A 24,100-nucleotide genomic window follows, 5' to 3' on the forward strand; every position below is an offset into this window, starting at 1 on the left:
CTGTGTCAAATTACCGTAAAGCACATCGCGGTAATGCTTTAATGTGAAAATAGTGCCTTGCCCTTATAAATGCAGGCCACATAGCAAACCGGCGCCCTTCTAAAATGAAGAGCGCCGGTGTATTTATTACGGTTTGGTATTTGTCTGATTCATCACTTTACAGGGAGCTGCCTGCGGCGGCTGCAATGTCATGAAGCGCCCAGTAGCTGTCCGGAACGTCCTTCCAGTGGGAAGCAGCCGGTCCGTTCACTGGACTCCAGTGCAGTACCTTGTTCATGATTACGACAGCCTCCGCCCGTGTGAGCGGTGAGTTAGGCCGGAACGTTCCATCCTTGTATCCGTTAATGATACCAGCGCCCTGTACCTTGCGAATCTCCGCTTCCGCCCAGTTGCCTGCCGTATCCGAGAATCCATGACCGCTTCCTGTCCCGCCGGTAAGCAGGGCCGATACGATCTTCGCCATCTCGGCACGGGTCAACGGGCGTTCGGGGCCGAAGGTTCCGTCCGTATATCCGTGCATCAGTCCCATAGTGGTGACTTTAGAGATCGCGGTATAAGCCCAGCTTCCTGGCTTCACATCCCGGTAGACTGCCTCTTCCCCCTGGCTGTCCCTGGTGATCACCCGTGATAGAATCTCAGCGATCTCCGAGCGCGTGATGTGCGCTTCCGGCTTAAAGGTCCCATCCGTATAACCTGTGATATAAGCAGGCTGCGGGTTGGCTACCGTCAGACCATCCGCATAAATCATCGTAAATGTGCTGAACTTCTTCACAGCGAATTGGTAACCCATGCCTCCATTATTGACCAAAGGAACCTGCGTGCCTTTTACGAGCTCTTTTTGTCCGTCACTGTGTTCAATAAATACCGCCAGGTGATCCAACTGCGCCTGACTCAGACCACTTTCCCGCAAAGGCAGCGTCAAGGTCACATCCCGGCCGTGAAGATTGGTGTCGATCATCATCGGCCGCCCTACCACTTTAATCTCCTTGCCTCCAGCAGATTTGGTAACACCAGGGTCCTTGCTGATCCGTCCGAGAATAGCCAATTTCGCATCCTCTGTTTTGACCGTTTTAAGGTCCAAGACCAGATCACCGGTGAAGCCCTGCAGGGATTGAGCCGGGATCTGCAGACCGGCATTGGCGGTCAGAATGTTCAGACCGATATGAGCATCATCCAATAGCTTAACCACATCCTTGGGCAGCGTTACATTCGTCTCCGCGACTTCATCCTTAGTATCCGGAATGAATACGGTAACCGATGATGTCCCTGCTGCAGATGTACCATTTACAGCCGGCCTCACCTGATCCGCGGTAAGATTCATAACGTCCTTCTTGGTTCCATCCGCATTCAAGGTCCGTTCTACCACGAGGGTGGATACCAGCGTTCCGCTGATCCCGGTAATCTGCACATCAATTGGGATGTACTCTTTGCCAGGTACGGCCGGTGGTGTGAGAACGGAATCCGAAGAGCCCGAGGACCCACTCTGATCTTGACCAGGGGGCTGAACCACTGGCGCCGCTTCAATCTTGGCGGTAGCCGCACTTTCAACCGCTTCGCCTGTAGCTGGCGCCGTCTCCGTATGCGGTGTGACCTGGAACGAGATATATTTGCCGACATCTTCCGCTTGCAGGACATAAATACGGCCTGCCGCACCAGGAATCGCGGTATGGTTCACCTTCAGGGCAGAATCATCCGATCGGTACCACTGGTACGCACTGCCGCTCTCGGCATCCCCGTTCACATCAAAGTAGATGTAGCTGCCCGTCAAGGTCTGTCCCTGCACGGTGCTGCCCGCTACTGATACCCCCGAGACGCCAGGGGCGGCCGGTGCGGCACCGATCTTGCCGGTAGCAGCACTTTCAACCGTCGTACCCGTGGTTGGCGCTGTCTCCGTTCGTGGTATGACCTGGAACGATATATACTTGCCAACATCACCGGCTTGCAGGACATACGTCCGGCTCACCGCACCATCGACCGCCTTGTGATTCACCTTCAGCGCCGAATCATCAGAACGGTACCACTGGTACGTGCTGCCGCTCTCCGCATCCCCGTTCACATCGGAGTAGATGTAGCTGCCGGTCAGCGTCTGGCCTTCCGCTGGTGTACCCGTTACTGTAATGCCTGAAGCCATCGGTGCGGATGGCCCAGCTAAGATGACGGATGTCGCCGGACTTTCTACAGCCTGTCCAACCTTAGGCTCAACTGAACTGCGGGGAGTTACTTCAAAAGAAATATACTTCCCGATATCGTCTGCTTGTAAGATATATGCGGTTTGATCAGCACCCGCAATCGCGGTATGGTTTTTCGTCAGACCTGAATCATCTGAACGGTACCACTGATACGTGCTGCCGGTCTCGCTGTCGCCGTTAGCATCCGCATAAGTATATGTTCCGGTTAAGGTCTGACCCTGTACCGCGCTGCCGGTAACCATTACTCCAGCTGCCACAGGTGCAGCCGGTGCCTGTTCAATCTTGGCCGTTGCCGCACTTTCAGCAGCAGTACCGGTCGTTGGCGCCGTCTCCGTCCGCGGTGTGACCTGGAACGAGATATACTTGCCAATATCCTCGGCTTGCAGCACATAATTACGGCCAGTTGCTCCTGCAATAGCGGTATGGTTCAACGTCAAGGCCGGATCGTCCGAGCGGTACCACTGGAACGTGCTGCCGCTCTCGGTGTCCCCGTTCACATCAGCGTAGGCATAACTTCCGGTCAAGGTCTGACCCTGCACCGGACTCCCCGCCACCAAGACATCCGAGGCGGCCGGTGCTGCCGGAGCCGCGCCAATCTTGGCCGTGGCAGCACTCTCTACAGGTGTGCCCACCATCGGCTCTTCCGCACTGCGCGGGGTTACTTCAAACGAGATGTATTTGCCGATATCACCGGCTTGCAGCACGTAAGCCTGGCTCACCGCACCGGCGATCGGCATATGCTTCACCGTGAGCGCCGCATCATCTGAACGGTACCACTGGTAAGTAGTTCCGCTCTCCGCATCTCCATTCATATCGCCATAGCTGTAACTGCCGGTCAGCGTCTGACCCTCCACCGGTGTGCCCGTCACTTCAACGTTCGAAGCTGAAGGAGCCGCCTTAACAATCTGAGCCTGAGCCGCTGCAGAGTCCGACTCATTCCCCGCCTTATCAACGGTTCTGGCTTCCACTTCCGTAGCTCCAGCCTGCGTGATGGATACAGGGGTCAAATAGTCTGTCCAAAGGCTCCAAGTAGCACCATGATCACCACTGGTCCGGTACTGCGACTTCAGTATTCCTGAGCCCGTATCCGTACCATCTGAAATGGTGAACGTCACGTTCTGATAGGATACTTTGCCGGATGAATAATCCGCCGGCGAAGTAAAGTTAATGCCCGGTGCCGACGGAGAAGTCCGGTCAATTAGCACTTGAGCCGGAGCTGCCGTAGACACATTTCCTGCCTTGTCATACGTCACAGCCTCAACATCCGTCCTGCCTTCCTGTGAAACAGGAATTGCGGCACTATAATCGGCCCAGTCACTCCAGCCGCCACCGTTCAACCGTGTCCGGTACTGCGACTTGAATGGTCCGGTTCCCGCATCAGCCCCATCCTGAACGGTAAAGACAACATCCTCCTTGGTTGCGGCTCCAGAACTGTAACCAGCAGGCGAACTGAACTGGAATGCTGGCTCATTTGGTCCTATCGTATCGACTGTAAGAGTTCCACCATAAGAAGCGGAGCTGGTTCCGCCGTTTCCATCATCAACCGTAACGGATAGATTGTTAAATGTCCCATTTGCGGGATGGTCAGCCGCAGCGTTCCACGTTAACGTGAAATTATCCGCTCCCGGAAGCGCAGTAGGCGCCCCGGTCACTGTTGCCGTCTTGGTGACACCACCGAGGGTTGCCCTGACGGTTACGTCACCCCCGTCTTTATCTGCGGCTTTTCCTGTTAGGGTAAAAGTCTCGTTTCCATTCCCAGAAGAGAGGATGTGTCTCCCGTTCGAATCTGACAATTCGATTTCCGGGATCTGGTTGATGATCACAAACGGATCAACGGATGTGCCCGAGCCCGAAGAGACGGACAGCGCAGATTTCAGATGAACCGCCGGCCGGACCCCATAAGACCTGTTAGCCCCGATCGCGGAGGATAGGCTGTTATTAGCAAACCAAACATAAAATTGATTATTTTTATGAGGAGTAATCAACCAGTACCTATCGGGTGGGACGGACAAATATGGCCGGTAGTATCTTAATTCGAAATAGCTGAGAAGACCCACGTTCGCATTTACAATTCTCCCCGACTCATCCTGCTCATTGCCCGCTTTCCAGCCGTAGTTCTGAATCCATAAACGGTCAGATAGGCTGTTATAAAAATCCCTGTTGAGCCAGTATGCAAGGTTCTCGCTATTTCCCGGATCAAAGAGTTGTTTATTGCTGGAATCAAATGAACGCGGCCCCCCGGAATCCAGATCAGAAGCAAGGAGATATCCGGCATCCGGATCCAGAACGATCCAATTTCTGCCGCTGAAGCTCACCGTATCCCCAACGTGAACGACGCTTTTCCATGGAACTATAGATGCGGCGCCCGCATGCTGAGTATCAAATGAAAAAGCCGAGGCCACTAAGGCCAGAATAAGAAGTGCATTTAACTTTTTGAACCTTCGGTACATTGTTGATTTCCCATCCCTCTCAGGTTATGTATGATACTGCTCTAGAATTATACACGCTAAAATCGAAATAAAATACAATTTTCGACATCATTCGATAATTTTCTCTGTGCCCTGAGCTGAACCGGAACAACCGGATGGAACCGCTGGTTCAAACCTCCGATGAACTCAGGCACCAGTTTGAGCATCAGGCGGTTCTTAAACTGGTCAGTGGTCAGGGATCATGTAATCGTGGGTTCAGTAAAAGCCTTGTTGGAGGAAGGGATCTGTTACGTCGACAAACTGTTTGTTCATCCATGTGAACAAGGCAATGGAAGGGGGAAGACTCTATCATCCGGCCACAGCCCCGCCCATCTTCAGACTGATCTTCAAGAGAAAGAGCCCTTCCCATACAGGGAAAGGCTCTGCCAGCAAAATCTATTGATGCAAGAACGCTGGTAGATCCGATACACGGCCATTTCCTCATCCATTTCTCTGGCTATACTATATGCCTCTTGTACACTCCGCTTATGCTGAATCATCTCGTAGAACAGCCGGATCGCAAACATTAAGGCCGCGAATTCTGATACTTTCAGTCTATTACTTTGAAAGCCCCGCGTTCACCACATAAGGCCCGGTTCCAGGTGTGGAATGCTGATGGTCAGCAGCAGGCTTCAGATCAGGAACGCCGCCCTGGGCCTGCGGTTTCACAACATATTCGAAGTTGCCCGTACCGTCCGGCATCGGACCGCTCGCCCAGCGGCCTTCTCGGCTCTCTTCCCCTTCGGAGAAATTGAGGAATTGACGGGTAGCTTCCTGGGCCACGAGATCACGCGGGAAGGATGCCGGAGCGATCGGCCCGTCCAATTGCTCAATCTCTTCAATCGCCGCCAGCCACTGATTCTGGTGCATAATATCACGCGCAATCATGAAAGACAGCATGTCCCTTACACCAGGGTCTGTCGTCTGCTCGTACAATCTTACAACCTGCAGCAGGCCTTGAGATTCGGCATTCAGATTCGCCCGGAAATCCGCCAGCAGGTTGCCGCTGGATACAATATAACGGCTGTTCCATGGGAACCCGTTGCTGTCCGTTGGCGCTGCGCCCAAGCCGGATACAATCGTATGCTGGGGATTCATGCCGCCTAGCGCTGCCGCGATCAGCGGGTCCTTCGCCATCTCGTCCACCTGGTCAGCAGGCGCACCCTCAAGCAGCTGGGAGATCATCGTACACAGCATTTCAACGTGACCGATCTCCTCGGTTCCGATATCAAGCAGCATGTCGCGGTACTTGCGTTCCGCCCGGCAGTTGAAGCCCTGGAACAGATACTGCATCATTACAGACATTTCGCCAAACTGTCCACCTAACACTTCCTGAAGCTTTCTTGCGTATGCAGGATCGGGTCTTTCAGGTTTTGCACGAAATTGAAGTTCTTTGACATGAAAAAACATATAATAACTTCCTCCTTCGGGTGCGTGGTTGTTTGTTTGTCCGAGTATCTTTTACCCTGCCTGCGTTTATTCAAACAACACAGCTCCCGATGAACAAGCTGTGTTGGGTAACTGGACCCCCCAGTGGAGTGATCATATTCCACCAAAAAAACCTTCAGCCCAGGGAAGTTGACTACAGAGCGGTCCCTTCTCCCTCTCACGACAGAAATTCCTCAGCACAAACAACCCGCCGCCGGATAACTCCAGCAGCGGGTTGAATTCAGGTTGTCAGGTTTATTCTCAAACCATAATCTTGCAGATATTGTTGGTGAACTCCACCGGATCACTAACCGGCAGGCCTTCAATAAGCAGGGCCTGGTTGTACAGCAGATTGGTATACAGCTCGAGCTTCTCCTGGTTGCTGGCATCCTTCGCATCTTTCAGCGACTTGAAGACTTCATGATTCACATTGATCTCCAGCACTTTATCCGCCTGCACATCCTGGCCGTTCGGCATCGATTTCAGAATCTTCTCCATCTCGATCGTAAGCTCACCCTCCGTGGACAGGCAGACCGGATGGGATTTCAGCCGCTTGGAGGCTTTCACCTTGGAGACCTTGCCAGCGAGCACGCCCTGCATTGCCTCAAACAGCTCCTTGTTCGCATTCTCCTCCGAATCGGATTGCTCCTTGTCATTGTCTGACTCGAGCCCCAAGTCTCCGCTGGATACGGACTTGAACTCCTTCTCCTTATAAGATTGTATCATCTTGACAGCGAACTCATCGATATCATCGGTCAGATACAGAACCTCGTAGCCTTTGTCTGTAACCACTTCAATCTGCGGCAGCTTCTCGATCCGCTCTACAGATTCACCTGCCGCATAGTAGATATACTTCTGCTCTTCCGGCATCCGGGAGATATACTCATCCAGCGTAACCAGCTTCTTCTCTTTGGAAGAGTAGAACAGCAGCAGGTCCTGCAGCACTTCCTTGTGCATGCCGTAGTCGTTATATACACCAAACTTCAATTGACGGCCAAAGGATTTGTAGAACTTCTCATACTTCTCGCGCTCGTCCTTCAGCAGAGTCTGAAGCTGGCTCTTGATCTTGCTCTGAATGTTCTTCGCGATCAGTTTCAATTGGCGGTCATGCTGCAGCATCTCCCGGGAGATGTTCAGCGACAGATCCTCCGAATCGACCATACCTTTGACAAAGCTGAAGTAATCCGGCAGCAGATCGCCGCATTTGTTCATGATCAATACACCGTTGGAGTACAGCTCAAGACCCTTCTCATATTCCTTCGTATAATAATCGAACGGGGTGTTCTCTGGAATGAACAGAATCGCGTTGTAGACAACCGCGCCATCCGCTTTGATATGAATATGGGACAGCGGCTTATCGAAGCCGTAACGCTTCTCGTGATAGAAATTCTCGTAGTCCTCATCCTTCAGCTCGCTCTTGTTCTTCCTCCAGATCGGAACCATGCTGTTGATGGTCTGCTCTTCCACAACCTCTTCGAACTCGTTCTCGGTGCCTTCCTTTGCCTTTTGGGTGGTAACATCCATCTTGATCGGATAACGGATGAAGTCAGAATATTTCTTAATAATCGATCTCAGACGGTACTCATCCAGGTATTCATCATACTGGTCGTCTTCCGTGTTCGGTTTAATCTTGAGCACAATTTCAGTTCCTACCGTATCCTTGTGAGCAGGCTCAATCGTATATCCATCCGCTCCCTCGGACTCCCATTTAAAGGCCTCTTCACTTCCAAATGCCCGGCTCGTAACGGTAACAACATCCGCGACCATAAACGCAGAATAGAAACCTACCCCGAATTGGCCGATAATGTTATGTCCGTCCTTCAATTCATTCTCGTTCTTAAAGGCCAGGGAGCCGCTCTTCGCAATGACACCGAGGTTGTTCTCAAGCTCTTCCTGCGTCATACCAATCCCGGTGTCCGAAATGGTCAATGTCCGGTTGGCCTTGTCCGCCTTGATCTTAATGAAGTAATCGCCTTGATTAAAGACCAGGGAATCATCGCTAAGGGCCTTGTAATACATCTTATCTATAGCGTCGCTGCTGTTGGAAATCAGCTCTCTGAGGAAAATTTCCTTCTGGGTGTAAATGGAGTGAATCATCATGTCCAAGAGACGCTTGGACTCAGCCTGAAACTGTTTTTTTGCCATGACTTATTAGTTCCTTTCTATATTAAAAGTAAAGGATGCTTCGGTGTACAGCCTGCACACCGCTGGCGTGTTAGCACTCTTCATTCATGAGTGCTAATTCATATTTTTTATATAACATGGTCCTAACCTAGTGTCAAGTTAAGGAAGCTGCGGATCAGTCTATGTACCGGGAAGCGCTGACACCATGCATAGAATTCCCGATTGGGAGCAAATTACATGGAAATAAGGTGAAGAAGGAGGGCATCCGCTTATGTTCCAGCTTCTCCGTCTGTTGCTCGGCTTCAGCCGCCAAATCAACCAAAATCGTAACCGGCCTGCCCACAGCGGGCAGCCCCCTTTCCCCACAGATATCCAGCCAGGGGCCTTACCCGTGGATCTCGAGGACAAAATCTCTCATCTTCAAAACAGGATGGGGGGCAGCTCTGACTTTGTGATACGGAAGATAAGCAGCTCCTCCTCCACTGGTCCGGCAATCGCCATTAGTTATATTGAAGGTCTAGTAGACATTCACAGGCTGTCCATCATAATGGAAGCCCTGGTTAACTCAAGCAGGAATGAACTAGGCGATTCCCTTAGAGCTGAAGGCTGGATCAAAGAGCATCTCCCCGTGGGGAGTATCCATATGCTGCATACGGAGAACCACCTGCTCCGCTCCGTTTTGGGTGGCAATGCTGTTCTCATGATCGATGGATTAAGGACGGCCTTCTCGGCAAATATCGCCGGCGGAGCAAGACGCTCTGTGGAAGAACCTTCGTCCCAGACCGTTATCCGCGGTCCCAAGGAAGGTTTCACGGAGGATATTGCAGTAAACCTCGCGCTGCTCAGGCGCAAAATCCGTTCACCTGATCTAAGATTGGAGTCCCGTATCCTCGGTCGTTACACCCAGACCCAAGTGACCGTTGCTTATATTAAGGGTGTGGCGAATCCTGAGGTCGTCCAAGAGATCTCCTCCAGGCTCGATTCTATTCACACGGACAGTATTCTGGAGAGCGGATATATTGAAGAATTTATACAAGACGGTGTGATTTCCCCCTTTCCAACCCTGTACAACACAGAACGTCCCGATACTGTTGCAGGAGGACTGCTGGAAGGTCTGGTCGCGGTATTTGTGGATGGGACGCCGTTTGCTCTGATTGCACCGGTGACCTTTTTCAGATTTATTGCATCCAGCGAGGATTATTACCAAAGATATGACATTTCCTCCTTCCTCCGGCTTGTCCGGTTCGCGGCGTTCTTTGTCGCCCTGCTGCTGCCTGCCGTCTTCATAGCAACAACCACGTTTCAGCAGGAGATGCTGCCGACAACCCTCCTGATTACACTAGCGGCCCAGCGGGAGAACACACCGCTGCCCGCACTGATGGAAGCGCTGATCATGGAGCTTACCTTCGACCTGATCCGGGAGGCTGGGGTGCGTATGCCCAGAGCCGTAGGGCCGGCAATTTCGATTGTAGGCGCTCTCGTGCTTGGACAAGCCGCGGTCCAGGCCGGAATTGTGTCAGCGGCGATGGTGATCGTAGTGTCTTTTACCGCGATATGCAACTTTGTGCTGCCAGCAATCAATATGTCCGCTTCCATCCGGCTGCTGCGCTTTATGCTTATGATATTGGCGGGCAATTTCGGCCTGTTCGGCATCCTGGCCGGAATTATCCCCATCCTGCTGCATCTGACATCCCTGCAGAGCTTTGGAGTTCCTTACATGATGCCGCTGGCTCCATTCAAATTTGCGAACTTTAAAGATTTATTCTTCCGTGCGCCTTGGTGGAAGATGAAGAACCGTCCTGAGCTGATCGGGGAAGAGAACAAGCAGAGAGCGGCGGACGAACCGGCTGCCTATGCCCAAAAAGCAGTGGATCACAAACGGGATTCAATGAAATAAGGAGGGCTCTAAAGTGGCACGTGTCTTACTCGTAACCATCTCCCTGGTCATGATGGGCTTGCTCTCCGGCTGCTGGAACCGGATTGAACTGAATCAGCTGGGAATTGTGAACGCAGTTGGTGTTGATTACGGAGAAGATGGCTGGAATATCACTTACCAAATCGTAGTTCCTTCAGCTATGACCTCTGGAACCGGTGGACCATCAGGAAGTACGAATCAGCCCGCTGTACATGTCTTCTCGGTACAGGCCAAGACCATTCATCAGGCCTGGAACTTAAGCAGCCTGGAGAATCCCCGCCGGATATTTGTAGCTCATAACAAGGTGGTTGTTATTGGAAAAGAAGCCGCAGAGCACGGGATCAATAATCTGCTGGACTATTATTTCCGCAATCCGGAACCCCGGGAGACCGTGCTAATGCTGTTATATGAAGGGCAAGCCAGTGAGATCGTGAAGCAGTTAAATCCGCCGGAGAAGCTTCCGGGCACAAGCCTGTCCGATATTGTGGATGAGGAGAAACGGCTGCTCGCTTACTTCCCTTCTACTAACGTTCTCGAATTTGCTTTGCGCGTAAACTCGGACAGTAAAGGCGCATGGATGCCGATAATCAAATTATCTGGTGACAGGTCAGAACACAGCGGAGCTGAGCAGCAGTCTCTTGAGGTGTACAAGGTGACTTCTCCACCCATCAAATTAGTTTTGTCAGGACTGGGTATTTTTCAAGGTGACAAGTTTGCAGGTTATTTCAATCACGAGGAAGGGCTGGGCTTATCCTGGATGACAGGCCAGATCAGAAAGACAGAGATCCCCTTTCCTTGTTCCCCTAGTTCAGAGAATTCCAACAAGGCCACTTTCCTCGTAAATTCCTCAAAGACCAAAGCAGTGCCGGTAAAGGAAGGTGAACATTATGTGATGCGCCTTAAGGTAAATATCAGAGGCAATCTCGTTGAATCTGGCTGTCCACTGGATCTGACCCATCCTGAGGTCATCAAGCAGCTAGAGACCCAATTGGACAAGGAAATTGAGAAAACAATCTTTAAGGCCTGGTCCGGGATACAGCGCCTTAAAGTAGACGCTGCAGGATTTGCTGATAAAGTACACCGGAAATTTCCGTCAGACTGGCGGGGTCTGAAGGACCGGTGGCCAGAGGAATTGAATAGGATGAAATTGGATGTGCAAGTCCAGGCAAAAATCAGACGCCCGGGACTTATTCAGAAATCGTTCGACCAGCTCCAGAAAGAGAAGGAAAAGAAATAGCCGGCAATACGTCCGGCCTGGTTTGCACCTTGTTAAGAAGGAGTTATGTGCAAATGAGCAAGAACAGTATCGGGTTACATGCGTTGGCTGTGACATTTTCTATGTTTCAGGTGGGAAGCACCACATTGTTCTTCCTCGGCAGCCAGGCCAAGCAGGATGCTTGGCTGGCCATGCTTCTGGGAGCTGCCGCAGGATTACTGCTTCTGGCCATGTACCTGGGGATTCATCATTTGGACGCAAGGTATGATCTATATGAGTTAAACAAAGTTTATTTCGGTAAAATCATTGGAAGTATCTTTGGTCTGGCCTTCATTGCTTACTTCACTTATGAGGCTTCCCGCAATCTCCGTGACTTGAGCGAATTGACGGTGGCCACCTTATTGAACCGGACCCCCCTCTTTGTGGTCGCGGCTATCGCTCTTCTGGTCATTGTCAACTGTGTCCGCTACGGACCGAAGATTAACTTCTTAACCTGTATAGCTCTGCTCCCGGTTATGATTTTAGGCTATGGAAGCCTAATTGTATTAATCCTCACTACCGGTGTAGCTCATTTCGAATTTATGCAGCCTATCCTCGAAAACGGGTTCAAGCCCGTATGGGATGCAGCCATACCGAAGATTATCTCTTTTCCATTTGGCCAAGCCGTCTTGTTCCTGGCCTTCTTCAGCCTCGTCACTGAGAAGAAGAACCTAAATAAAGCTATGACACTCACTTACTGTGGAGTTGCGATTCTTCTGACTCTATTCAACCAACTGATCGTTCTTGTGCTCGGTCCGGAACTAGCTGCAATCTGCACCTATCCGCTTCTGGAGGTTGTACAAGTTATTCAGATGACCCGGGTATTCGAAAGAGCCGATGCTCTCTTCATCTTAATCTTGTTCATCGGGATAGGAACCAAAGCCATCCTGTTCTATGCCGGGGCAGTGATCGGTCTTCAGCAGATTGCTTGGCTTAAGTACAAAATCTGGGTTATACCACTTGGCATCGTGATCTATGCCGTCTCCTTCGTCTCTCCCACGTATACCGAGTTTGTATGGATAGGGCTCCATTTGACTGTAACTAAAGTCTGGCCTATCTTCCAAATAGCGCTCCCCGCTCTTCTGTTCGTGGTGATGCTCCTGCGTAAAAAGAAACGAGCGGAGGGCGGGAGCAAGAGTGGGGGATAATAACGGTGGAGGGAAGAAGTACTCCCAGCTAACTCAAGCTCCCAACAGTTCCAAGTCAAACTAATCCTATTCCTATTCCTACTCCAACTGCTCCAGCTCAAACACTTTTACTCCAACTTCAACTGCTCCAATAACCAAGAGACCGCTGATCACTCAGCGGCCTCTAATAAGGAATGTTCTCTATGATCTAATGTAATTTCAGTCGTAAGAATGGAATTCCTGCTGACTAACATAGCGGAGCGTTTCGCTGGACTACAGCCACCTGTATTTATGCTGCTGCGAGGTGAACTTTCAAGGCTCCAGCTTCACTGGCCATGTACCTTTAATTTCAGCAGTACAGTCACTGCCTCAGCCCGGGTAGTATGACCTGCCGGGTCAAATTGATGTGCTCCTTTCCCTTGAATCACACCAAGCCGGTTCAACTGTTCCACGGCGCCTCTTGCCCAAGCAGGAATTTGCTTGTCGTCGCTGAAGCCGGAAGAGGGTGTTGAAGAAGGCTTCAAATGAAGCGCAGCCGCGATCATGGCGGCCATCTCAGACCTGGTAATGGCAGCATCCGGACGGAAGGTACCGTCCGCATAGCCCTTGATGATCCCCGCCCGGACCGCCTGGGCTACAGCCTGCTTAGCCCAAGAACCTATCCCGTCTTTATCCGTGAAGCCGAGAGCGGCCTCCACCTTCTCTGGCTTCAGCACGTTTATCAGCATCACTGCGAACTCAGAACGTGTCACCGTCTGGTTGGGACGGAAGGAACCGTCCGGGTAGCCTTTTACAATACCTGCGATGATTGCCTGTTTAATCCCTGATTCAGCCCAGTGTCCCTGTGTATCACTAAAATAAACTTCAGCAGGAGCGCTCGTCTCTGGCTTGACCTCGGAGCTGCCACCTCTTACAGGAAGACCGGTGGCCTGGTCAACGGCAAGCACAGCATATTTCGTGAAATGGTTAACCGGCACCGAAATCCGGTTCCCCGAAATGGTTCCTGCTCCTGCCGTTGTCCATGTCTTCCTCACTTCATCATAATAGAAGATCCCTACCGTCTGACCGCCAGCCAATCTGGATGGATTAAAAGTAAAGACTAAGGTAACCGGCTTAATGAAATAATCCGGCACACTCTTAAGCAGCTCGAAGACCGGGCTGACGGCAATCTCATTATTCGTCAGGAGACTCCTTGAGTCAGAGTCTGTAATCCTCTCAATTGTAATGCCTAATTCCTTACTGAACGCATTAGCCGGAATCAAGATGCTAACCGTATCATCCAGGCTAACCTCCCCTTCTCTTCCCACGGGAACGGTCAGCTTCCCGTCTGTAGCAGTCAGCTTCTCCGGCGGTGGAACTGCCCCAGGAGTCGGGCCTTCCGATGAAGCCGGCGGTGCAGGTGTGGGCTCCACCGGTGTGGAGCCGCCTCCGTCTCCCCCATTCCCTCCGTTCCCCGGCTGAGGCGGTATGCTCACATTCCATTTGGCATACAGCGTCAAATTGACGTTCACCAAAACGTCCGTGAAACGATAGAACTGGGTAAGACCCCAGTCTGAGTACCAGCCTGCAAAGATATAGCCAGTTCGGACTGGCGCGGGTGGCTCAGAAGCTCTCTGGCCCCCCTTGACCGATTGGCTGCTGATCGCCGACCCTCCCATGCTGTCAAAGCTTACCGTATAGGTAACAGGAGTCGGGTCAGGATCAGGCTGGGGATTCTGGTTCCCGCCTGCTGAGCGGGTAACGGTGAGGTTATAGGTTCGGCTGGCACTTCCATCCGGGGAAGTTACCTCGATTCGGATGGCGTTCTCCCCCTCCTTCAAATCGGCAGCCGCATAAGTATACACGCTATCTGTCGCGGAGACATAAGCGGCCCCCGTCACTTTAACCGAAGCGTCCGCCTTCGCCTTGGCGAAGGTTACATTCAGCGACTTCACCTCGTTTGCGACATTCACCGAGTAATCCGTAACCACTCCGGAGAACGCGGGGGTGAATGTGTCTGCACCCTGATCCACCGCCAGGCTGGCGAGCTGCGAGCCAGAATCATCCGGCAAGCCCGGATTACCGTCTTCCTCTGTAACCTTCACTTTAAGCTCGGCACGAACGTCTCCGTATACGGCGTTAATTATAGTCTCGCCGGATTTCAGAGCGGTCAGCTTGCCGTCTTTTACCCGTGCCACCGTCTGATCGGCAGCTGTGTATTCGGCTTCTGCGCTGACATCCGCCGATTTTCCGTCTTTGTAGTACGCTGTAAGCACGATATTCACTGTATCTCCCGGAGTAAGTGTATATTCCGGCTGGCCGAAGACCAGCTTCTGGATCACCGATGGGCCAGGGTCATCTGGGTTGCCGGGGTTGCCGGGGTTGCCGGGGTTGCCGGGATCGCCCGGGTCACCCGGATTCCCTGGGTTACCTGGGTTACCTGGATTTCCAGGGTTGCCTGGGTCGCCCGGGTTGCCTGGGTCGCCCCCTTCTGGCGTCGTGACCTTAACCGTAGACGAAGCCTCCATGCCCTGGTAACCGGCATGGATCACGGTACGGCCTACTGCAATGCCTTTGATCCGTCCGTTGGCGTCGATCTGCACCAGCTCCGGATGTTCCACTGTGTAGTCCACCCCTTCTAGCAGCGTCTTAGAAGTACCGTCGGAGTATTCCACCCTGACTTCGAACTGCTGCTCTCCACCCGCAGCGACACTGTACTCCGGCTTGTCAAAGGCTATCGAAGTAAGCCCAACCGGAAGATGCGGAACAGTAAGCTCGAAGCTGATCTTAACGCTGGCCGATCCCCGGGTAAGTACAGCCTCCAGCGTAACCACCGCATCCTTCTGGCTGCTGTCTGGCCGGACAACCTGGCCAGTCTTCGGATCAATCACATCCGGCTGTGAGGAAGTCCATTCCACAGCTGATCCGAACTGTCCTGCGGCCGGCAGGGTAAGCCTGCCTGTCACATGACCAGCGTCATCTCCCGAAGCGTAGCCAATGCGAAGGGAGGACTTATCCTTATTCACCGCCTCTTGGTCGGTCAGATCAGCTTCTTGTACCGTTAGCTCATACTGCTTAGAGTAGGTGGTGTTGTTCTTATGGACCTCCGCTGTCAGCGTAACCGCTGCCGATCCAGAACCATGAGCTGGCCGCTGAACCTTTCCGGTTAAGGGATCAAGAAGCCCACTGTCTGATGAAGTCCAGATCACATCTGTTCCTACCGCATCCGTTGCCGGGAGCGATACGTCCTTGGTCACATGATTGACATCATCACTGCCGCTGTAAGTAATCTGCGGAGGGGAGTACACTTTCAGTCCCCCTTTATTCTGGGTGACACTGTAGTTGCCCAACTTCCTCTGCGGATCAGACAGCTCCGGGCTAATCGGATACTCTCCTGGCGGACTGGTCTTGTCCGCGTCAGAACGATAGGCCGCTGTAACAGCGTCACTGTTCTTGATGCCTGTTAATGTGCCTGACAGCTCCGGGTTATCATAACCTTCCCATCTGGACAGATTAGACGGAGTTACAAGAAGCGGCGCCTTGGAAACAGTTAATTTGCCAAAAATCACCATAGTACTGTAATTCGTGGACACATTCGCAGGACCCGTAACGGTTGCGGTGATATTGTAGGTTCCTGCTCCACTGGTCTTGGTCGCGGTAGTAGTATAGGCCACTACCGCCGTATCCCCGTTCTTGAGGCCAGATATCGTTCCTTTTAAAGACGGGGTATCTTCACCGTATTCCACCATGACATTGGCTGGCTTAATGGTTAGCGGCGCTGGCATGATGGTCAGCTTGCCTATGTTTTGGACTAAGGAGTAGTTCCTCCTAACCTCCGCAGGACCCGTGCTGCTGACCGTAATATCATACATGCCCACATTGCTGGCCGTAGTCGCAGAGGTTGAATATTCCGCGTTAATCACATCCCCGTTCCTGAGGCCGGATATGGCCCCCGTAAGCCGCGGATTCATATCCCCGTATACTCTGGAGACATGATCCGGCGAAATAACGAGCGGCGCCGGCGTAATCGTCAGATTCCCCGGTATGTATGTGAAGCTATAGTTATTGGAGGACAATCCGCTCGCGTTAACCGCATAATTGCCGACCGGGCTGTCCACTGCCGCGCTGGTGTTGAATTTGATATTTCCTACCCCAACTGATGTAGGGGTATCACTTCCTGCGAGCCCGCTAAATGAAGCCGTAAACCCTGGATTTTGCGCCCCGTAAGCACGCGACACGTTATTCACTGTGACAGTTACCTTCTTAGGTGTAATTCGCAGTGCATTATAGCCATCCGATGCTTCATAATAGCCCTGTCCCTTATAAATAGCCATGATTTTATAACTTCCCGGAGACAGATCAGCTGTGTAGTTCAGTCTGGCTCTCCCATAGGAATCGGTAACCGCGGAGCCTACCTCGGTGCCGTTTACTGTGAAAACTACCCGCTGTCCCGGGAAAAAATCCAACCCGTTTCTCAGCAATGCCAACAAGCTTACGGTACCCTTATACGTGACTTCAGCATCGGAAATCGACAAATAGGTTTTATAAACCCGCTGCGATCTAGCCACATAAGTGCGGAACAAGAAATCCTTCGAAGCCTCCCATCCAGGCCAAGGAGTATAACCTTGGCCTCCTGCATAGGAGTCAGAGGATTTTGCTCCCCAGAATGCATGAGCATCCCTGTCTTCACCTGTTGTCGTCGTCCGGATGGTGTATGTGTGGCCAGCCTGCACCTGTACCCCCTCTTTGAAGGTGATCAGCTTCCATCCTCCTCCGCTTGAAGAGGGAACAATATCCGCAACCGGAAATGTGGCCGTGCCCAGCACGGGAGCACTTTCCTCCACGGTCTCCCCATCCAAAATCTGCACGGTAACCGTCCCTTCCGGGTACTCCTGTCCGCGGAACATAAATAGTTCAAGATCATGAAGCCAGCCTGTCCTCCCTGCGGTGAAGCTCTGTGCCGCATCCTCCAGAAATGCTGCCGTATTCATCGGCAGATTGTCGCCGGCTTGATCCAGCGGGTCCCGTGACCCTTCGGCACGTGCCGTCTGGAAATCCGGAATGAATGCCGTCGTCAGCAGAATCAATATTAATGGAATAAGCCATCTAGTATATGAAATCGATTTTGTTCGTCCATGCTGTTCCCCAACTTGCATCATATGCCTCCCAACTTAACCCAGTCATTTTGGTATAGTTCTAATCTACTATCATACGGATTACCTCCTTAATTCCTATTAACAAATGTTAATTCACATGAAAAAAAGCCCGGCAGAATCTTAAGTTCCACCGGGTTTCATAGATTTGCCTGAGCACTGACTCCCTATGCTTATCGAACTATTCCGTTTCTTATCGCATACACCACCGCTTGGGTACGGTCGTCGACTCCGATTTTCTGTAAAATCCGGTGGACATGAGTCTTCACTGTGCTAACGCCGATAAACAACCTGCCTGCAATCTCCTCATTACGCAGCCCATAGGCCATCTGCTGAAGGACCTCCAGCTCCCGTTCCGTAAATGCTTCCAGCTGCTCAACAACCGGAAAGCCAGCGGCTGCAGCAGGCTTCACGTCCTCAGCGCGGAGAGCTTGAGTCATCATTTTAGCTGCGGCCGATGTCCGGAAGACAGCCTCTCCCCGATAAGCGGAACGGACCGCATCAACCAGATCGGCGGGAGCCGCATCCTTCAGAAGATACCCGACCGCTCCATACCGGATGCCATCATACACGTACTCCTCCGTATCGAAGGTGGTAAGGATAACCACCCGGCTGTCCGGCAGAGCCGCCATAATATCACGGGTGGCCTCGATTCCGCTGTATTCCGGCATCTGTACGTCCATAAGCAGCACATGAGGACGGGTCAGCTTCGCCAGTTCCACTGCCTCCAGTCCGTTGCCGGCCTCGCCCACGACCTCCATATCCTCCTGGGCATTAATAATATAGCTCAGCCCCTGCCTCACCAAATGCTGATCATCCACAAGAGCCACCCGGATCAGATCCGTACTCATCATTCCACACCTTTCTTATCTTCACTTGGACTGTCCAGCGGAACCTCCACCTGGATCATCCAGCCATGCGGCTCACATATCCCGGCGGAGAAGGAGCCGCCCTCCTTCACGCATCTCTCTCTCATTCCCCTAATACCGAACCCTTCCGGGAGCTGGCCCGTACCATCCCTAAAGCTTCCATTATCCTTCACACTCATCTGGGCATACCTCCCATTATCCCGCAAGGTAACCTCCACCCGGGTTGCTCCGGCATGCCGGATCACATTCGTCAGCGCTTCCTGAAGCACCCGGTACAGAAGCTCTGCAATCTCGGGTCTCCATTCACTCACAGTCTCCGGAGCATCAAAGGCAATTAGGAGACCGCTCTGCTCCTGTACCTCTGTGATCAAGCTCTTCAAGGCGACAAGTCCCAGATCGGCATCGTCCACCGCCATCTGGTGTACCACCGATCGGACCTCTGTCAGGCAGCCGCGGGCCACCTCCAGCACCGTAGACAAGGTCCGGTCCGCCTCCTCCTGGCTCGCTTTCATGATAAAAGGCAGCGCCTGGAGCTGCACGATGACCGAAGTAAGCCCGTGTCCAATACTGTCGTGAATATCACGGGCGATGCGGGTCCGCTCTTCGAGCACCGCATACCTTAAGGAGCGGACCGTTGCCGCCTCAAGCTCCTGATGAGCCTGCTGAAGCTCACGGTGAGCTTCTTCCAGACGCATATGCATTTCCTGCAGCTCTTCATAATGGAGCGCCTTGCTGGCCTTGGCTTCCCTTCTTACCCGGATCGCCCATATGAAAACGAACACCAATACACGGGTAAGCGAGTAGACCAGAACTTCCTGGGACGGAACTGCATGAATATACAGCCAGCTACCGGCATCAACCAGGATGATCAAGGCTGCCATGATAAAGGAAACCCGGCCTGGAAGCCGCACCGCTGTAAAGACCAGAATATAATAGATCAGGACCAAGGAATAGGTGTAATCCCCAAATCCGATGCCGAGCAGCACCGTCATCCCCCACAGAGCCGCTATCGTCCATATCCTCAACCAGTTCGAATTCAGACTGCGGGCGGACCAGAGGAACGCCAAATATAAGACGCAAAGAACTGCCCCATGCACAGCATGCGGCAGAGAGGAGAAGAACGTATTCTGCATAAACATGAATATGAGCAGCAGGCTGAAGATTAAGGTCCGGCTGCGGTTTTCGATAAATGCAGTAAATCTGGCCCACACCGTGGAGGGGGACTGAGATGTCATACGGGTATCACACTTTCTGTTTTAATAACATAATTGATTATAAGTTGAATTATATATTTTTCTAGTACCGCTGCCCCTGCAGCTGGCGGTATCTCAAATAGACATAACAGCGGCGGGTGCAGATGCTGGCCAGTGACACAAGCAGCAGTGCATTTCCAATAGGAATCAGCATGTCTGCGCTCCCCATATATTTTACAAGCAAACGAAGAAGAATCACACCCACGAATAAAACGATGCTTCCTATTGAGCTTTGAGTCGTGATGTTTCCTGTTGATGGGTGGACACGGAACCGTTCCAGTTTTCCCCTCAAGAAGCCAATTCCTGTCCCGACTGCCGCTCCCATCAGATACATCAGAACATGGACAGCTGTAAAATCATGCGTTTCGGCAAGCGTTCCAATCGTCATATACGTGAACAGCGCCGGTACGATCCACATGTTCGCAGGGCGCACCTCTCTCTCCCGTCCAAGTCTCAGCAGTATGATTACCAAAACAATTAAATATACCGGTGAATCCATCATCGTGTGTCTCTTCCTTCCGTGATCTGTATTTCATACTTTGAGTATAAGCGCAATACAGATAAAAGAAGTCTACCCCCAGGTTGAATTACCAAAGGGTGTATCCACCTGGAGGTGGATGACACGGGTCAAGGGTCAACGGGGCTAATGTTAGATTCGGTGCTTCTGGCGGACAACATAACTAAGCAGAACACCGCAGAACACAAATAGAACCAGGGCAGACGGCTGTGTCTCCCTGGTTCTTCTACTACACATAGATTGGAGGGCGGCTATGAGCCCGTAGCCTTTACTCCGGCCCGGTCCAGCTCTATACAGAATTTATAGTGGCCCTGGTTATGTTCGAGCCATATTTGTCCCTGATGAAGCTCTACAATACTCCTGGTGATCGACAGCCCCAGCCCAGAGCCGGACGGCATATCCTTGTCGTACCGGGAAGGCTCTACTTTATAGAAACGCTCGAACAAATGACTGGCCGCCTCATCCGGGATAGGAGGTCCGAAGTTCTCGACTGACCATAGAACCCAATCTTCCCCTGCGGCCAGCTTTACCCTGATATCCCCTGGCCTTGTGGAGAATTTGAGCGCATTCATCAGCAGATTGTCAAGGGCCCGGACCATCATCTGTATATCTATCTTCATAATGACCGGTTCATGAGGCAGCTCCTTAAACACCGTAATCCCCTGATCCTTGGCAACGGGTTCGAATTCCATAATCATCTGCTCCAGCAGGCTGCACAAATCCACTTCTTGAAGCGATAAACGCACATCGCTGCTCGTCAGGCGTGTATATTCGAACAGATCGTCGATCCTCTTCTTCAACTGCTCGGTCTTGCGAAACGCATTGTCGATATACCGCTCCTGTTCTCCCTCATTATCGTAGGCATGAGTTTTCAGCAAATTCAAATACCCGATAATGCTCGTAAGCGGGGTTCGTAAATCATGGGAAATCGATGTAATGAGCTCCATCTTCGATTGTTCCAGCTGCCTTTCGCGGATCATCTGGCTCTCCAGCCGGTCTGCCATCTGATTGATATTGCTCGCCACATCCCCAAGCTCATCCTCCCTTGGAAGCAGGATGCGGTAATCCAGATTTCCATCGGCAATCGTCTTCAAGCCATCGGTAATCGCCTTGAAATAACGTACAATAGGGCGGGTGAACAAAAGGAAGAAGAACACGAAAAGGGCAATGAAATAACCAAAGGATACCACTTGTTCAAACAGATTTTTGACAGGAGAAACCAGGACAGTATCCAATAAACCGCTTACCAAAATAGCAAGCAGCAGGCTCGGCACAAGCGCCCACAGCATCTTGCCGCGGATGCTTTTTTTCGCATTCAGGAAGGTCCATATTTTATCAATCAATTTTATACCCCACTCCCCATACGGTTTTGATATACATCGGCTCCCTCGGGTTCGCTTCAATCTTCTCCCGCAGATTCCTGATGTGAACCATCACCGTATTGTCAGAGTAGAACACGCTTTGTTCTCTCCATGCGCTTTGGTATATTTTATCGATGCTGAACACCTGTCCCCGATGCGTTGCAAGCAGTAGAAGGATAGAGAATTCGGTTGGGGTTAACGGCACGTCCTTGCCCCGGACGGTAATTCTATGCTGCTCCTTGTTGATACTAAATTCCTCATCAATGTGGATGATAGAGCTGTCCGCCACAGCATTCGGACCGGCAAAATTCTGCCTCCTCAACTGGGCCTTAACCCTGGCAATCAGCTCCAGCGGATTAAACGGCTTCGTCACATAATCATCCGCTCCAGTGGATAGACCCGTTATCTTGTCTATAGCTTCCCCCTTGGCAGACAGCATGATAATCGGAATGTTGGAATCCTCCCTGATCTTCAGACAGGCCTTGATCCCATCCAGTCCGGGCATCATGATGTCGAGAATAATCAGATCAACAGACTCCTCCTTCATGAGCTCCAGCGCCTTCCAGCCATCCTCAGCCTCCAACACACGGTAGCCTTCATTACGCAGGTAAATATGGAGCACATCCCGGATCTCCGGGTCATCGTCAGCAACCAGAATCGTATTGTTCATTAAGATCGATCTCTCCTATGCATTTTGTTGGAGCGGGCAGACATTCTGACAATCAGAACAATCATAACAACCAGAAATGGAATCCACAGAAATCTAAATCCATAATTATACAAAGTCTCCCCAATATCCTGCATATGCTCTCCCACATAACTGCCTATAGTAAAAAGAAGGAGCGTCCACACGAACCCCGCAGTGAAGGAGAATCTGGCATACCTGCCAAAGCTCATTTTGTTGATTCCCGCAAAATAAGGCATCAGATGCCGGACGACCGGGATAAAGTAGCTGGCACAAAGGGCATAGCTGCCATACCTGGTCATCATATTCTCCGAGAACCGGATGTATCTGTCCATCCTGGAATTGCGCCTCAGCTTATTCAATATAGGCACCCCTATACACCTGCCCAGCAAATATCCAACAGACAAGCCCGATATGACCCCCAGATAAGTCAGCAGAAAAGCGGGCAGCGGCAGCAGGAGCCCTCCGCTTGTCACCGCGCCTCCAGCCATCACCACCAGTTCATCGGGAATCGGCATTCCTACAATGCCAAGCCATAAAGCAAAGAACAATGCGGCATATCCGAAGTTATGAGCCAGCTCCAGCATTGTATTGTAATTCACGGTGATCCCTCCAGTGATCTAAATTAGCGAGATCGCGAGCAAAGCGCAGCTGATCCCGATTAAGCCCCCAGCCAGACAGTCGGAAGGGTAATGAACTCCCAGATAGACCCGCGATAATCCAACACCTGCCGCTAACGGCAGCAGAATAATAGCAAGAGCGGGCAGGGTAAACAGGAAGGGAACAACAATTGAAAAGACCGCGGTTGTATGGCCTGAAGGGAAGGAGTGGTCTTTTAACGGCTTAAGAATGAGGTTCGTGTCAGGCAAGGCCAAGTAAGGTCTTGGCCTTCTAATTAACTTCTTCAGTAACACCGCAGCAAGGTGGCTCACCGCTAATGCCGCGAAGCTCTGAATGCCCGCCGTTCGCCATGGCTCCGGCGCTAGCAGGGAGATGGATAACGAGCATGTCAGTGTAAACAACGCACCTCCCATATGGGTCATAGCAGCTAGGACGCGGCTCAGCACCGGGTGGCTGATCGACTGATTGCACCAGTTGAACACACGTTGTTCCCAGGTCTGCAGCCAGCGCCAGAATGGGCTCTCCCGGAGCATGTCTTTTCTTAGCTTGGAAAGCCATTTTCCAGCGGCAAAAAACGTTATCTCCGCAACGACAATCCCCCCTATAATGTCCAGCAGCACGTGCTGTTTTACGAATACGGTGGATATCGTCACAGACCATGAAAGCAATTGGATGAAGAAACGGGAAGTTCCGGAGAATTGATCCCGGCATTCCGACATGCCCTTCAGCATCAAATAACTGGTCAGGACGTGAATGCTGGGAAAGCAGTTGTATGCCCCGTCCGTTCCGTACACCAATCTGACCAGCCACAGGAATACGCCTGTACCCGAGGCATCGGGCCGGGTAACCATCGTCTGAAAGAAATAGAAGGTGACATAGCTCGCCAATAGTCCGAGACATAACGCAAGTAATGTGCGGTAGTATGCACTCGCCTTTTTCATAAACAAGGCAACAAGCATCATGAGCACAAAAGGATACCAGAGCAGATAGGGAATGATAAATACCGGAACAAAAGGAATCCGATCATCCCATGATGTCCACAGGCTGGATACATCACCGTTCCCGTGATTCAAAATTCCATAAAAAACATTTAATACTGGAATAGCTAGAATCCAGAGTAATGCTTTATAGCCTGCAAGCTTATTCTTCATTCCCA

At 51.7% G+C, this 24,100-nt stretch carries 14 protein-coding genes; 3 read left to right on the plus strand and 11 right to left on the minus strand.

Annotated elements, in window-relative coordinates; all coding sequences use genetic code 11:
* Positions 1–157: 157 nt before the first annotated feature.
* From KJS63_RS15635 to htpG, 3 genes are all read right to left on the minus strand, one after another.
* Positions 158–4,639, minus strand: coding sequence for an S-layer homology domain-containing protein (locus tag KJS63_RS15635; protein ID WP_213619939.1), 4,482 nt, complete (start codon positions 4,637–4,639; stop codon positions 158–160).
* 576 nt (positions 4,640–5,215) lie between these two features.
* Positions 5,216–6,067: a manganese catalase gene (locus KJS63_RS15640; RefSeq protein WP_213619940.1), complete on the minus strand. Its 852-nt coding sequence runs from the start codon at positions 6,065–6,067 to the stop codon at positions 5,216–5,218.
* Positions 6,068–6,346: 279 nt separating this feature from the next.
* Positions 6,347–8,230 carry a molecular chaperone HtpG gene (htpG, locus tag KJS63_RS15645; protein ID WP_068614783.1) on the minus strand — a complete coding sequence of 628 codons (1,884 nt, stop codon included), beginning with the start codon at positions 8,228–8,230 and terminating at the stop codon, positions 6,347–6,349.
* 250 nt (positions 8,231–8,480) lie between these two features.
* Here htpG and KJS63_RS15650 point away from each other — a divergent pair, with 250 nt between their 5' ends.
* The 3 genes from KJS63_RS15650 to KJS63_RS15660 are packed head-to-tail and all read left to right on the plus strand — an operon-like array spanning position 8,481 to position 12,527.
* The gene (locus KJS63_RS15650) at positions 8,481–10,106 is read left to right on the plus strand and encodes a spore germination protein (RefSeq protein WP_213619941.1); all 1,626 of its coding nucleotides are present in this window, start codon (positions 8,481–8,483) and stop codon (positions 10,104–10,106) included.
* A 13-nt stretch (positions 10,107–10,119) separates the two neighbouring features.
* Entirely contained in the window at positions 10,120–11,361 is a 1,242-nt protein-coding gene (locus KJS63_RS15655; protein WP_213619942.1) for a Ger(x)C family spore germination protein, read from the plus strand.
* 53 nt (positions 11,362–11,414) lie between these two features.
* The gene (locus KJS63_RS15660; RefSeq protein ID WP_213619943.1) at positions 11,415–12,527 is read left to right on the plus strand and encodes a GerAB/ArcD/ProY family transporter; all 1,113 of its coding nucleotides are present in this window, start codon (positions 11,415–11,417) and stop codon (positions 12,525–12,527) included.
* A gap of 305 nt (positions 12,528–12,832) precedes the next feature.
* Here the strand turns inward: KJS63_RS15660 and KJS63_RS15665 are convergent, their stop codons facing one another.
* From KJS63_RS15665 to KJS63_RS26530, 8 genes are all read right to left on the minus strand, one after another.
* A complete protein-coding gene (locus KJS63_RS15665; RefSeq protein WP_213619944.1) occupies positions 12,833–17,644 on the minus strand; it encodes an MBG domain-containing protein in 4,812 nt (1,603 codons plus the stop codon).
* A 167-nt stretch (positions 17,645–17,811) separates the two neighbouring features.
* The gene (locus KJS63_RS15670) at positions 17,812–18,489 is read right to left on the minus strand and encodes a response regulator (protein WP_213620086.1); all 678 of its coding nucleotides are present in this window, start codon (positions 18,487–18,489) and stop codon (positions 17,812–17,814) included.
* Complete coding sequence (locus KJS63_RS15675) at positions 18,489–19,742, minus strand: sensor histidine kinase (RefSeq protein ID WP_213619945.1); 1,254 nt, start codon at positions 19,740–19,742, stop codon at positions 18,489–18,491. The genes KJS63_RS15670 and KJS63_RS15675 overlap by 1 nt, the downstream gene beginning before the upstream one ends.
* Positions 19,743–19,803: 61 nt before the next feature.
* Positions 19,804–20,262, minus strand: coding sequence for a CcdC protein domain-containing protein (locus KJS63_RS15680; RefSeq protein ID WP_213619946.1), 459 nt, complete (start codon positions 20,260–20,262; stop codon positions 19,804–19,806).
* Between the two features lie 266 nt (positions 20,263–20,528).
* A complete protein-coding gene (locus KJS63_RS15685) occupies positions 20,529–21,620 on the minus strand; it encodes a sensor histidine kinase (protein ID WP_244862624.1) in 1,092 nt (363 codons plus the stop codon).
* Positions 21,613–22,308: a response regulator transcription factor gene (locus KJS63_RS15690; protein ID WP_213619947.1), complete on the minus strand. Its 696-nt coding sequence runs from the start codon at positions 22,306–22,308 to the stop codon at positions 21,613–21,615. Before KJS63_RS15690 ends, KJS63_RS15685 begins: the two co-directional genes overlap by 8 nt.
* Positions 22,308–22,925: a DedA family protein gene (locus KJS63_RS15695; protein ID WP_306432912.1), complete on the minus strand. Its 618-nt coding sequence runs from the start codon at positions 22,923–22,925 to the stop codon at positions 22,308–22,310. Before KJS63_RS15695 ends, KJS63_RS15690 begins: the two co-directional genes overlap by 1 nt.
* An 18-nt stretch (positions 22,926–22,943) precedes the next feature.
* Entirely contained in the window at positions 22,944–24,095 is a 1,152-nt protein-coding gene (locus KJS63_RS26530; RefSeq protein ID WP_306432914.1) for a phosphatase PAP2 family protein, read from the minus strand.
* Positions 24,096–24,100: the final 5 nt, after the last annotated feature.

It is taken from the genome of Paenibacillus sp. J22TS3, assembly GCF_018403205.1.
Taxonomy (GTDB): Bacteria; Bacillota; Bacilli; order Paenibacillales; family Paenibacillaceae; genus Fontibacillus; species Fontibacillus tuaregi.

What these genes read in the sequence shown, in the direction of transcription:
- KJS63_RS15635 (WP_213619939.1), bottom strand. Translation starts at nt 4,639, where the DNA reads ATGTACCGAAGGTTCAAAAAGTTAAATGCACTTCTTATTCTGGCCTTA.
- KJS63_RS15640 (WP_213619940.1), bottom strand. Translation starts at nt 6,067, where the DNA reads ATGTTTTTTCATGTCAAAGAACTTCAATTTCGTGCAAAACCTGAAAGA.
- htpG (WP_068614783.1), bottom strand. Translation starts at nt 8,230, where the DNA reads ATGGCAAAAAAACAGTTTCAGGCTGAGTCCAAGCGTCTCTTGGACATG.
- KJS63_RS15650 (WP_213619941.1), top strand. Translation starts at nt 8,481, where the DNA reads ATGTTCCAGCTTCTCCGTCTGTTGCTCGGCTTCAGCCGCCAAATCAAC.
- KJS63_RS15660 (WP_213619943.1), top strand. Translation starts at nt 11,415, where the DNA reads ATGAGCAAGAACAGTATCGGGTTACATGCGTTGGCTGTGACATTTTCT.
- KJS63_RS15665 (WP_213619944.1), bottom strand. Translation starts at nt 17,644, where the DNA reads ATGATGCAAGTTGGGGAACAGCATGGACGAACAAAATCGATTTCATAT.
- KJS63_RS15670 (WP_213620086.1), bottom strand. Translation starts at nt 18,489, where the DNA reads ATGAGTACGGATCTGATCCGGGTGGCTCTTGTGGATGATCAGCATTTG.
- KJS63_RS15675 (WP_213619945.1), bottom strand. Translation starts at nt 19,742, where the DNA reads ATGACATCTCAGTCCCCCTCCACGGTGTGGGCCAGATTTACTGCATTT.
- KJS63_RS15680 (WP_213619946.1), bottom strand. Translation starts at nt 20,262, where the DNA reads ATGATGGATTCACCGGTATATTTAATTGTTTTGGTAATCATACTGCTG.
- KJS63_RS15690 (WP_213619947.1), bottom strand. Translation starts at nt 22,308, where the DNA reads ATGAACAATACGATTCTGGTTGCTGACGATGACCCGGAGATCCGGGAT.
- KJS63_RS26530 (WP_306432914.1), bottom strand. Translation starts at nt 24,095, where the DNA reads ATGAAGAATAAGCTTGCAGGCTATAAAGCATTACTCTGGATTCTAGCT.